Consider the following 12,728-nt stretch of genomic DNA (forward strand, 5'->3'; position numbering starts at 1 on the left):
TTGCCGAAGCGACACTTCGGCCCTCTATCTTACCTCTGTAACAGTTAATCTTAAATAATAAACCGCATGATTCGGATAAATCCGCTTCAGTGGAAGGAATTCTCGTTAATTGCTCGACAGCGCGTTCGCGTCGTTCATAAAAAAAGCAACAAAGAGACTGGTAAAGAAACTATTTGCTATTAATTACGGCAGCGACCGCACAAAAGCGTTTAATTATAAAATGAACGTATCGCGTACTCCTCTCGCCCGAACACTACAAATGGCCTACTCTAGACCTGAGCCAGATATTTTATTGGTGCCACCTTCCTACTGAACAGTTGTTCGTCTCAGCTAACAGAGTTCACAACTAAATGATTAGAATGCTAATAAATGCAACTCAACAAGAAGAGTTGCGCGTTGCGCTTGTCGATGGACAACGTCTGTATGATCTTGATATTGAATCCGGTTCTCGCGAACAGAAAAAATCGAATATCTATAAAGGCCGCATTACTCGTATAGAACCGAGCCTAGAAGCTGCCTTTGTTGATTTCGGCGCTGATCGCCACGGCTTCCTCCCTCTTAAAGAAATTTCTAAAACCTACTTTTCTAAAAAATCGAATCACGAAGGCCGCATAAACATCAAAGATGTCTTAAGCGAAGGCCAAGAGGTCATCGTTCAAGTAGACAAAGAAGAGCGTGGCAATAAAGGCGCAGCGCTAACAACCTTCGTTAGTTTAGCTGGCCGCTATTTGGTACTTATGCCAAATAACCCTCGCGCAGGTGGTATCTCTCGTCGTATCGATGGCGATGATAGATCCCACTTAAAAGAAGCCATGTCTGGACTTAACACCCCTGAAAACGGTGGTTTGATTGTTCGTACCGCAGGCGTTGGCCGCTCTACAGAAGAGCTACAATGGGATTTAGATTACCTAGATACGCTTTGGAGCTCTATCACCAAAGCCGCTTCAGAGAAGCCTGCTCCTTTCTTGATTTACCAAGAAAGCAACATCGTTATCCGCGCCATTCGCGATTACCTTCGTGAAGACATTGGCGAAGTATTGATTGATGAAAAAGACGCTTATCAAGATGCTATCAACTTCGTCATGCAAGTCATGCCGCACTTTAAGTCTCGCATCAAGATGTACACAGATTCTACTCCGCTGTTTAACCGCTTTCAGATCGAAACTCAGATCGAAACCGCCTTCCAACGCGAAGTACGCCTCCCCTCTGGTGGCTCGATTGTCATAGACCCAACAGAAGCTCTCGTTTCTATTGACATCAACTCCGCCCGCGCAACAAAAGGCGGCGATATAGAAGAAACCGCCCTGCAAACCAACGTCGAAGCGGCAGACGAAATTGCTCGTCAATTACGCCTACGAGACATCGGTGGTTTGGTCGTCATCGACTTTATCGATATGACACCAGTACGCAACCAGAAAGAGGTAGAAACGCGCATGAAAGATGCGCTGGAAGCCGATCGAGCAAGAGTACAAATAGGTCGTATCTCACGCTTCGGCCTATTAGAAATGTCTCGTCAACGCCTACGCCCTTCCCTAGGTGAAACCAGCGGTATTGTGTGCCCTCGCTGCAATGGCCAAGGCTTTATCCGTGACGTTGAATCTCTCGCTCTTTCTGTCCTTCGTTTGATTGAAGAGGAGTGCTCAAAAGAACGCACAGCACAAATTCGAGCTGTCTTGCCTGTTTCTGTCGCAACCTTCTTACTGAACGAGAAGCGCACGAACATCGCCAAAATCGAAAAACGTAACAGCGTTCATATCATCCTTGTGCCGAATCCACACATGGAAACACCACATTTTGAAGTTGAGCGTATTCGTGATGACAGCACGGTTGTATCGCAAAATGAAAACAGCTACACCTATGTTGAAACACCAGAACAGCCACCTTATGAGCCTCGTCAAGTAAATGAGAACGTACGCCCACAGGCTGCTGTCACCAGCATTGCACCAAAAGCCCCTGCTCCTGCCCATACAGCACCAACGGCAGCCCATAAAAAAGCAAAATCAGCCACTAATAAGCCGAGTCTAATTACTCGCATTATGAAGGCACTATTTGGGGAAGAGCAAAACAAACCGGCGAAAAAAACGGTTAGCAAAAAACCTTCCCCAAGGACTGCAAGTAACGATCGCAGCACAGAAAAAACCAAAAACAATGATCGCGGCAATCGCAACAATAATAAGCGCAATGTGAAACACCAAAACGCTGATCGCGATAATAGCAAAGAAAATAATCGCTCTACTCGTCAATCACGTCGCGAGCAAGCGGAAGCAAGCAAAGGAAATTCTCGTCGCAATAATAACCGCGGTAACAAACAAGATAACCCGGAAGTTAAAACAGAAAGACAGGAAGCCGCAGTAAAAGCACCGGCTCGTAAACAAAAAACAGTCCCAGAAGTTGCAGAGCGTAAGCGCAATCGCAATGAAAATCGCCGTCGTAATGGCAAACTAAAGGAAGAAGCTGTTGAAGCAACAATACTAAAAGAGCAAGAAGATAACGCCCTTTTAGAAGCCGCTAAAAATGCAGAATCTAACCGCGGCGCTGAAAACATGGATGGTGACACAGGATCTCAAGAGCGTCGTTCACGTCGTTCACGTCGTTCGCGTCGCCCTCAAAAAGAAGAGACTAACGCAGAACTAGAAACACAAGTAGATGCATCACCTCAAGCGTCTACCTCCGAAAAAACTAGCGAAGTAGTGACGGAAGCAAAAGCTCCTGAAAGCACGCCTGTAGAAGCAACTCAGGCAGAACCTGCAACTGTGACTGAAACACCAGCAGCTGAACCAACAGAGACCAAGGTCTCAGCAACCGAAGAAACTGAAGCGGTTACGAACGAAGCCTCTATCACTCTTCAGCCAGTTGATGAAGTTCCAAGTGCTAAAGTGGAAGCACCTGCAAAGAAAGAAAAGCCAAAAATGTCTGTCAAAGCACAGATAGATGAAGCTGCTCAAATCGATGTGGAAGCAACCCCTATTGCAATCAAAGCAGAAGCTATAACTGAAGAGACCTCTACTCAGCAAATAGAAGAGACAGTAGCAGAGACGAAAGCACCTATTGAAGAGACTGTGAAAACGGAAGAAGTCCCTCAGGCTCAAAAAGAGGCTGAAATCGAAGCTCCCGTTATAGAAGCTCCTGCTATAGAAGAAAGCAAAGCAGAGCCAGTAGCGACACAGGAAAAAGCAGAAGTCGAAGTAAAACCAGCTCGCCCTACTCGTGCCCCTCGTCGTGGACGTGGTAAACCTGTAGTGCAAACACCAACAGAAGCGAAAGCCCCTGTTGAACTACCAGCGGCTATTTTGGCTCAACAGGAAAAGCTACGTTTAGAGCAAGAAGAAAAGCGTAAACAAAGCACTTCACGCCGACGCCCTACTAGTCGAGTCAAAAATGACCCAAGGCTGGCTCGCCAAGCAGATTCGGCCGCAGATGTAGCCCCTGAAGCTGAATAACAGTTAATCACTAAAATAAAATTTAGCGATTAAAATAAAAGACTAAGAGCCCGCCAATGCGGGCTCTTTTGTGATTACAATATAGGACTTGTAATGAATATGAGTCATAGCAAAATAAACAGACAATGAAAGATTGCGGATATGCCTTACCATGATTATTGATTTTTCTCGTTTCAAGGACTGGACTCTTGTCGGCGACTTATTCGGCGGCGTAACGACAGCAATCGTATCTCTTCCTCTCGCCCTTGCCTTTGGCGTTGCCTCTGGCGCAGGCGCTGAAGCCGGACTATGGGGAGCTATTCTAGTTGGCTTTTTTGCCGCTTTATTTGGTGGCTCAACCAGTCTAATTTCCGAACCAACAGGCCCAATGACCGTCATTATGACAGCGGTTCTTACCAGCATGATGGCGAGCAACCCCGAAAGCGGAGTTGCCATGGCTTTCACCGTCGTCATGATTGCTGGCCTATTCCAAATTACACTCGGCTATTTAAAGCTAGGAAAATACATCACCCTAATGCCCTATAGTGTCATTTCAGGTTTTATGTCTGGCATCGGTGTTATATTAATCATTCTACAACTAGCCCCCTTCCTAGGGCACCCATCACCTCCTGGCGGCGTGATGGGAACATTGGGGGCGCTACCAAACCTCATTATGGAACTGAAGTTCTCGGAGCTCTTTTTAGGCCTCTTAACATTAGGGGTATTATTTTATTTACCTAAAAAATGGCGCCGCTATATTCCACCACAACTGGTTGCCCTCGTCGCTATAACATTGGTATCTGTCATCTTATTCAATGAAAACGATGTGCGCCGCATTGGCGACATTCCTTCTGGTTTACCCTCTATTCATTGGCCCCACTTTGAAAGCAGTGTCATCATGGAGATGGTCATTGATGGCCTAGTACTTGGCACCCTAGGCTGCATAGATACATTACTGACGGCCGTCATTGCTGATAGCCTGACCCGTAAAGAACACGATTCAAACAGAGAGTTAATTGGTCAAGGCACCGCAAACCTTTTCTCTGGTTTATTAGGTGGCTTACCCGGTGCCGGTGCCACCATGGGAACCGTCGTGAATATCCAGTCTGGTGCAAAATCTCCTCTTGCAGGCATTGTTCGCGCCTTTATCCTATTGCTTGTCGTACTGGGAGCGTCACAGCTAACCAGCCCCATTCCAATGGCAGTATTAGCCGGTATTGCACTGTATGTGGGAATTAACATTCTTGATTGGAGTTTTTTAAAACGAGCGCATAAGGTGGCGTTATCACCCACTATTATCATGTATGGTGTGATGGCGCTCACTGTGTTTGTTGATCTTATGGTCGCCGTCGGTATCGGTGTCTTCATTGCCAATATTTTAACCATAGAAAAGCTCAGCCGACTTCAATCAGGCAATGTCAAAGCCATTAGTGATGCGGATGATGATATTCCTCTTACTGAAGACGAAAGAAAGCTACTTGATGAAGCCGATGGGCGCGTCCTTCTCTTCTACCTATCTGGCCCAATGATTTTTGGTGTCAGTAAAGCCATTGCGAAGCATCATAACCGAATTCATAACTACCAAGCCGTAGTATTAGATCTAAGTGCCGTTCCTATGATGGATCTGACGGTGGGACTAGCATTAGAAAATGCCATTAAAGACGCTATAGAAGCCCATTGTGCTGTTTATATCTTTAGTCCGAATGGACAAACGACTGAGCGTCTAGAGAAACTAGGTGTACTAAAGCGCTTACCCCATAACGCTTTTTGTGATTCTCGCAAATCAGCCCTAGCACAAGCGGTAAAAAGCTTAAACTAAACATGCAACACCATATTTTTTAAGCAATAAAAAAGCCGCTAGAAAGCGGCTTTTTAAAATACAAGCTATGCTCATTGACGCGTCAAACGATCATTACCTAACACAATAGGCATAGAAGATCGATATGGGTTGATGTCCAAACCACCACGTCTAACGTAACGAGCATAAACCACCAATTTTTCTGGCTGACATTTTTGCATAATATCTATGTAGATTCGCTCTACGCATTGCTCATGGAAGTCCGTATGCTCTCGAAAAGAAACAATATATTTCAATAAGCTCTCATGACTAATTCGTGTGCCTTTATAGTCAATAAACACCGACCCCCAATCAGGCTGATTGGTAACCGGACAATTTGACTTTAATAAATGACTAACTAAACGCTCCTCTACCTGACCCGATTGGGTATCAATCTCAAGTAAATCTGCATTAGGATGATATTCAGAAGTCTCAACATCCAAATCATCGATACAATAATCTGGCGTAAGTACCACCAAAGACGCCATAGAATCCGCATCACGAATGACAACATTTACCGCTGCCCCTGCCGCATTGGACAAATCAGTCTCCAACAGCGCTTGCACCTCTTCCATTGAGTCATGACGCATCTGATTAAAAGAGTTTAGATACAATTTAAACGATTTAGATTCAATAATATTTGGGGAGTCATAGGGAAAACGAAATTCAGCCAAAGCCACTCTTGGCTTTCCTTTAGCGTTTAACCAGGATAATTCATAGGCGTTCCAAATATCTTCCCCATGAAAAGGAAGACGGTCAGATTCAACGCCCATTTCAGACCATTTATCAACTCTCGCAATTGGGTAAAGCAGCCCTGGATTGTACTCAGAAACATAGTCTGTTTGCTGACCTAAGGGTAAAAAGCCCATATAACACTGTCCTCAATTTCTAATGCCTTTGCCTTGATTAAGCAAACGCAGACCGTACCAAAACAACACAACAATAAACAAACTCACGATAATCAGCGCCGAATACACATTAATATCGGAAACGCCGAGAATACCGTACCTAAATGCATTCACCATATAAAGAACAGGGTTCAGCATAGACATTTTCTGCCAGAAATCTGGCAACAAATCAATGGAATAAAAGACCCCGCCAAGGTATGTGAGAGGCGTCAAAATGAATGTCGGTACAATAGACACATCATCAAAACTTCTCGCATAAATAGCATTAACAAAACCACCAAGAGAAAACATAATGGAGGTTAAGCAAACAACCAAAACCGTCAAAAACAAACTTTGTAATGCTAAGTGAGTAAAAAATAGCGACAACACAGTAACAATTAACCCGACACACAAACCTCGCGCTACACCACCTAATACATAGCCCACTAAAATGACCCAGTTAGGCGTTGGTGACACCAGTAATTCCTGAATACTATGCTGAAATTTAGCAGAGAAAAAAGACGACGCGACATTCGAATAGGAGTTCGTAATCACCGACATCATAATCAAACCGGGGATAATATACTGCATATAGCTAAAGCCACCCATTTCACCGATTCGATCACCAATTAAATTGCCAAAAATAGCAAAATAAAGCGTCATTGTGATGGCTGGCGGCAGTAAGGTTTGCGGCCAAATACGGGTAAATCGACGAATTTCTCTAAGTAAAATAGTAACAAAAGCAATCCAAATTTCTGAGTTTTTCATTAAGTTACCCTTTAATTAATTTAACGAAGAGCTCTTCGAGTCGATTCGATTTATTACGCATACTGATGACATTCACCGATACCTCATCCAAAGCCTTAAAAATATCATTGATAGACTGACCTTTAATAACCTCAACCTCGATGCTCGTTGCATCTTTACTAGTTACTACCGAATAACCCGGCAACTGCCAATTTTCTGGAAGCTTATTATCAAGGTCTAAAATAAAGGTTTCTTGGTTTAATGTTTTCAATAAGGCTTTCACGCTAGTATTTTCAACGATTTCGCCGCCATTAATAATGGCGATATTGCGACACAGTTGCTCAGCTTCTTCTAAATAATGCGTGGTCAAGATGATGGTTGTGCCCTGCTCATTAAGCTTTTTAATAAACGCCCACATAGAGCGACGTAATTCTATGTCCACACCGGCGGTAGGCTCATCTAAAATCAGCACCTCTGGCTCATGAATCAACGCCCTTGCAATCATCAGTCGTCGTTTCATGCCTCCTGATAACATGCGAGATTGCACATCCCTCTTATCCCACAGGTCCAACTGTTTTAAGTACTTTTCAGCACGAACTTCTGCCACGCTCTTACTGAGCCCATAAAACCCTGCTTGTGTAACCACAACATTAAAAACAGTCTCGAACACATTGAAATTAAACTCTTGCGGTACAACGCCCAAATATTTCTTTGCTTGAGCAAAATCGGTATCGATATCAGTACCAAACACAGACACCTTGCCTGATGACTTATTGACCAGAGAACATAAAATACCAATCGTTGTTGATTTTCCCGCCCCATTAGGACCAAGCAATGCAAAGAAATCGCCTTTCTCTACTTTTAAATCGATCCCTTTAAGTGCTTCAAAACCACCTTCATAGCGCTTTTTAAGGTCACTAATTTCAATTGCATATGTCATAATTGAAGTTCTCGTACGGCAACGGCCGATTTAGTCATTACTTATAAATAGGGTTTTACGTGGAATCACGCACACAATATATCTTTAACGCTTTTGCTGATTTGCGCCAACGCATCGCAGAACATGCGCCTTTTGATCAAGCGGACATGGCTGAAGAAGAATTAGACTTCTTGGAAAAATGGGACTCGCTCACTTCAAAAATTGAAGCAAGTGACCCCAGCTACACTTTCGAGGCCCAAGAAGTGTTATCCCGTTTTATTCGCTGTTACGCAAACCTAGTCCCACTAATTAAAAGAGAGTTACTTTGGTTTGTTGGTGGAGAATGCCTGCATTTCTTAGGAGATGAGGAAATCGCTTTGTATCAGCAACTTGAAGATCATCTTTACGAATTAGATAAGCAGCAAAAAAGCTATGATATAGCGAAGGAAATCAGCCTTCTGCGCGGCCACTCCACTCAAGTTCATTAATCTAATAGATGGACGGATCATCCGATCCGCCCATCTAATTAGTATGCAAATTTCTTAAATACCAAAGTACCGTTGGTGCCACCAAAGCCAAAAGAGTTATTTAAAACTGTATCGATTTTTCTCTTTTGCGGCGTAAAAGGTACATAGTTTAAGTCACAACCTTCACCGGGCTCTTCTAAATTAATGGTTGGCGGTGCCACCTGATCTCGAATCGCCAAAATAGAAAATATCGACTCAACCGCACCGGACGCGCCTAATAGATGCCCAATCATAGACTTAGTTGAGCTAATCGCAACATCTTCTGCATCTTCGCCCATCACCAATTTAACAGCATTTGTCTCCGCTAAATCCCCTGCAAGCGTCGAGGTCCCATGCGCATTGATATAATCAACGTCACTTGGCATTACATTCGCATCTTTTAAAGCGGCATTCATCGCTGCCGCCGCGCCTTCACCTGTCTCTGGCGGTGCTGTCATATGATGAGCGTCATCACTCATGCCAAAGCCAGCCAATTCAGCATAAACCGTTGCGCCACGGGCAATCGCATGCTCGTACTCTTCTAGCACAAGAATACCGGCACCATCCCCCATAACAAAACCATCTCTGTTTTTGTCCCATGGACGACTGGCTGACTTAGGGGCATCATTTCTGGTGGATAAGGCACGCGCAGCACCAAAGCCGCCCATTCCTAAAGGCGTGATGGCCATCTCTGCACCACCCGCAATCATCACATCAGCATCACCATAGGCAATCATACGCCCCGCCATACCAATGTTATGAGTACCTGTTGTACAAGCTGTCACGATAGAAATATTCGGCCCTTTAAAGCCGAAACGTATCGCAACGTGACCTGAAATCATATTAATAATCGCGCCTGGCACAAAAAATGGAGAAATACGTTTTGGCCCTGATTCATTCAATAACTCTAGGTTCTTCTCAATCATTGGCAATCCACCAATACCAGAACCTATTGCACAACCTACACGATTTAAATCGGCAGTTTCAGCATTTAAATTGGCATCTTCCAGCGCCTGAACAGCCGCCGCGATACCATATTGAATAAAAAGGTCCATTTTGCGCGCTTCTTTGAAACTCATATACTGAGTCGCATCAAAATCTGTCACTTGCGCAGCAAAACGTGTGGAAAACTGTCCGGCATCAAAAGAGGCGATCTCCGATACACCGCTCTTGCCTTCCAATACGCTGTCCCACGTATCCTTCACATTGTTGCCAAGGGGTGTCACCATTCCCATTCCTGTGACTACAACCCGACGACGAGACATAGGATTCCTCCAGTCATTCCCTTTTTTACTTAAAGGGCTATTAATAAGAAAAGCCGCTGTAATAAATACAAGCGGCTTTTCGGGAAACTCAGATCACCAAAATATTACAAGTTAGCGTTGATGTAGTCGTTCGCTGCTTGTACAGTAGTGATTTTTTCAGCTTCTTCATCTGGAATTTCAGTATCAAATTCCTCTTCAAGAGCCATAACTAATTCAACTGTGTCTAGGGAATCGGCACCCAAGTCATCAACGAAAGAAGCTGAACTAACAACCTCTTCTTCTTTAACACCTAGTTGTTCGCAAACGATTTTTTTAACGCGTTCTTCAATGCTACTCATTAGAAATTCCTACTCTACTCGTTAACAGCTCAGTGTAAGCTATTATATAAAATTCGGTCACCTATAACAGGCGGGATTCTTAATCTGAACCGGAGACGTATTTTCGTTGAATTGAATATAAAATTCAACCCAAATTACGACATATACATGCCACCATTGACATGTAATGTTTCACCAGTGATATATGCAGCGCCTTGCGACGCTAAAAACGCAACGGCGGCTGCAATTTCTTCTGGTTGACCAAGGCGTGATGAAGGCACTTTTTCGACCAATTTGGCCTTATGTTCTTCAGGAAGCACCTTAGTCATGTCTGTTTCAATAAAGCCTGGCGCAACGCAATTTACCGTTATACCACGGGAAGCAATTTCAGCCGCTAGCGAACGACTAAAACCTTCTAGACCTGCTTTGGCAGCAGAATAGTTAGTTTGACCGCCATTCCCCATAGAACCTACAACCGAACTAATACTGATAACACGACCAAATCTTGCCTTAGTCATACCACGCAAGCAAGCTTTTGTGACACGAAATACAGAGGTAAGATTAGTATTAACCACTTGATCCCACTCATCTTCTTTCATGCGCATCATAAGATTATCACGAGTTATGCCAGCATTATTAACCAAAATGGTTGGCGCACCGAATTCAGCATTAATTCCCTTTATAACCGCATCAACAGAGTCGCTAGAAGAAACATCTAGCACCCAACCTTTGCCTTTATCACCCAAGTATTCACTAATACTCTGCGCGCCAGAATCGCTAGTCGCGGTTCCGATAACAGTAGCTCCCTGCTCAACAAGAGCCATAGCAATCGCTTTACCTATGCCTCGTGTCGCCCCAGTAACCAGCGCAATTTTGCCCTCAAGACTCATGATTCTCTCCCATTCATCATTTCAACAAATAAAATTCTTTCTATACAAATACTAAGCAGACAATGCCGCTTCAAATCCAGCCAAATCCCCTAAAGAGGCGACAGCTATGCCTTTAACAATTCGCTTATTCAAACCACTTAGCACTTTACCTGGACCACACTCTAATGTTGTGGTCACACCTAACTCTGCAAGCAAGGCAACAGACTGAGTCCACTGCACAGGCTCGCTGAGTTGAGAAACTAGATTGGCTTTGATCACAGCTGCATCAGAAACTGCTTTCGCGCTAACATTTTGTACTAATGTACAGGTTGGTTCATTAAATTGAATAGACTCTAATTTCTCGGCTAATTTTTTACCCGCTGGAATCATCAGTTCACAATGGGAAGGAACACTGACTGGCAAAGGCAAAGCACGCTTAGCACCAGCTTCTTTGGCATTAGACATTGCTTCTTCTACGGCGGCAACGTGCCCAGCAATAACCACCTGACCGGGTGAATTAAAGTTTACCGCACTAACAATGCCAGCAACCTTTTCGCAAGCGGCAACCACTTGATCATCAGCCAAACCAATGATGGCCGCCATCGCACCTTCACCAGCAGGAACAGCCGCCTGCATGAATTCGCCACGCAATTTAACCAACTCAACTGCATCAGTAAACGCAATCACACCAGCACAGACAAGCGCCGAATATTCACCTAAGCTGTGGCCCGCAACAAAAGCAGGCACTTCCCCACCCTGCTGCTCCCAGAGACGCCACAAGGCAACACTAGCGGTAAGCAAGGCTGGTTGTGTTTTGTCCGTTTGACTTAATCGTTCGGCATCATTTTGCACAAGGTTCCACAAGTCGTAACCAAGCACCTCAGACGCTTCAGCGAAAGTTTGACCAATTATTTGGTGTCTTTCAGCCAAATCGGCCAACATACCCAATTGCTGAGAACCCTGACCCGGAAAAACAAAAGCTAATTCAGTACTCATTTAACCTCCTGGTTATAAAGCTTTATTACAAAGTCGCGCTTCAACCGCAGAAAACAAATCCGCACGCGCAATATCTACTCCATATTCAATTGCACCGATCATCGCAGATAGATCAGAACAACCATGACCTTTTACCAAATTGCCACGCACCCCTACTAAGCAAGCCCCATGCCTGCGTTCAGTTTGGTAAAAAGTCTCAAATAGGGTTGAAGCCCCCTCGCCCAACTCTTTTAATTGCCCCATCAAAAAAGACAGCAAGCCTTCAGATGCCTTTAATACGGCATTACCTACCATACCATCACAGACGATGACGTTTTTTTCGCCACGAAATAACTCAGTCCCTTCCGCATAGCCTAAATATTTTGGCCAGCTTTTATTAGCAAGAATTCGATCCGTCTCTCTAATAACTGAACTACCCTTAGAATTTTCTACGCCGACATTAAGCAAGCCAACCCTTGGCACTTCATCACTTAATACCTCCACATAAGCAGCGCCTAACTCAGCAAAACCTTCCAACATAGAAGGAGGACAGTGCACGTTAGCACCAAGATCAACCAAGCAACGTAGCGGGTTAGTATGAAGCTCGCGAATTAAAGCAGGATAGAGTTTAGGACGTAACACCCCCAAAATATGCCGAGCAAGAGCAACCATGGCACCAGTATTGCCCAAAGTTACAACAACATCTGAGTCTTTCTGAGACAAACTCATTAAGGACCGATAAAGCGAACTGTTTTTACGACGAAATAAGGAGCGAACAATTTCTTCATCGCCAGCAATAACATCGGAACAGGAAATAAAAGACAGTCGTTCATGGGACAACGGAAGCTCAAGATCAGAGCTTGGGGAATAATAGATGGTAATAGCTAAGTCATGATATCGAGAAAGAACCTCAACAGCTCCCTCGAATGCAACGCGGGGACCTAAGTCCCCGCCCATAGCGTCTAAAGCTACCCTAATCATGGGTAT

General features: G+C 44.3%; 11 protein-coding genes. 3 read left to right on the forward strand and 8 right to left on the reverse strand.

The features are described 5' to 3' along the window. Positions 1-350 precede the first annotated feature (350 nt). Together rne and I8J31_RS17375 are read left to right on the forward strand one after the other, a co-directional pair. Positions 351-3,440: a ribonuclease E gene (rne, locus tag I8J31_RS17370; protein WP_199469859.1), complete on the forward strand. Its 3,090-nt coding sequence runs from the start codon at positions 351-353 to the stop codon at positions 3,438-3,440. Positions 3,441-3,591: 151 nt separating this feature from the next. Then, the gene (locus I8J31_RS17375; RefSeq protein WP_199469860.1) at positions 3,592-5,238 is read left to right on the forward strand and encodes a SulP family inorganic anion transporter; all 1,647 of its coding nucleotides are present in this window, start codon (positions 3,592-3,594) and stop codon (positions 5,236-5,238) included. Positions 5,239-5,309: 71 nt separating this feature from the next. Here I8J31_RS17375 and queF read toward each other — a convergent pair whose 3' ends face one another. The 3 genes from queF to I8J31_RS17390 are packed head-to-tail and all read right to left on the reverse strand — an operon-like array spanning position 5,310 to position 7,830. Further along, complete coding sequence (queF, locus tag I8J31_RS17380; RefSeq protein ID WP_199469861.1) at positions 5,310-6,125, reverse strand: NADPH-dependent 7-cyano-7-deazaguanine reductase QueF; 816 nt, start codon at positions 6,123-6,125, stop codon at positions 5,310-5,312. A gap of 12 nt (positions 6,126-6,137) precedes the next feature. Further along, entirely contained in the window at positions 6,138-6,911 is a 774-nt protein-coding gene (locus I8J31_RS17385) for an ABC transporter permease (protein WP_199469862.1), read from the reverse strand. Between the two features lie 4 nt (positions 6,912-6,915). Then, positions 6,916-7,830 carry an ABC transporter ATP-binding protein gene (locus I8J31_RS17390; protein WP_199469863.1) on the reverse strand — a complete coding sequence of 305 codons (915 nt, stop codon included), beginning with the start codon at positions 7,828-7,830 and terminating at the stop codon, positions 6,916-6,918. A gap of 59 nt (positions 7,831-7,889) precedes the next feature. On the opposite strand from I8J31_RS17390, the gene I8J31_RS17395 reads away from it, so the two are divergent. Further along, complete coding sequence (locus I8J31_RS17395; protein WP_199469864.1) at positions 7,890-8,297, forward strand: PA2817 family protein; 408 nt, start codon at positions 7,890-7,892, stop codon at positions 8,295-8,297. Between the two features lie 38 nt (positions 8,298-8,335). On the opposite strand, the gene fabF is transcribed toward I8J31_RS17395, so the two are convergent. The 5 genes from fabF to I8J31_RS17420 all read right to left on the reverse strand — a co-directional run bounded on the left by fabF (position 8,336) and on the right by I8J31_RS17420 (position 12,722). After that, on the reverse strand, positions 8,336-9,580 hold the full coding sequence (gene fabF, locus I8J31_RS17400) for a beta-ketoacyl-ACP synthase II (protein WP_199469865.1): 1,245 nt from the start codon (positions 9,578-9,580) through the stop codon (positions 8,336-8,338). A gap of 104 nt (positions 9,581-9,684) precedes the next feature. Further along, on the reverse strand, positions 9,685-9,918 hold the full coding sequence (gene acpP, locus I8J31_RS17405; RefSeq protein ID WP_115896560.1) for an acyl carrier protein: 234 nt from the start codon (positions 9,916-9,918) through the stop codon (positions 9,685-9,687). 134 nt (positions 9,919-10,052) lie between these two features. Next, positions 10,053-10,787, reverse strand: coding sequence for a 3-oxoacyl-ACP reductase FabG (gene fabG / locus I8J31_RS17410; protein WP_199469866.1), 735 nt, complete (start codon positions 10,785-10,787; stop codon positions 10,053-10,055). A gap of 51 nt (positions 10,788-10,838) precedes the next feature. Continuing rightward, positions 10,839-11,762 carry an ACP S-malonyltransferase gene (fabD, locus tag I8J31_RS17415; protein WP_199469867.1) on the reverse strand — a complete coding sequence of 308 codons (924 nt, stop codon included), beginning with the start codon at positions 11,760-11,762 and terminating at the stop codon, positions 10,839-10,841. A gap of 12 nt (positions 11,763-11,774) precedes the next feature. Beyond that, a complete protein-coding gene (locus tag I8J31_RS17420; RefSeq protein ID WP_199469868.1) occupies positions 11,775-12,722 on the reverse strand; it encodes a fatty acid synthesis protein in 948 nt (315 codons plus the stop codon). Positions 12,723-12,728: the final 6 nt, after the last annotated feature.

Source organism: Marinomonas transparens (assembly GCF_016463975.1).
Taxonomy (GTDB): domain Bacteria; phylum Pseudomonadota; class Gammaproteobacteria; order Pseudomonadales; family Marinomonadaceae; genus Marinomonas; species Marinomonas transparens.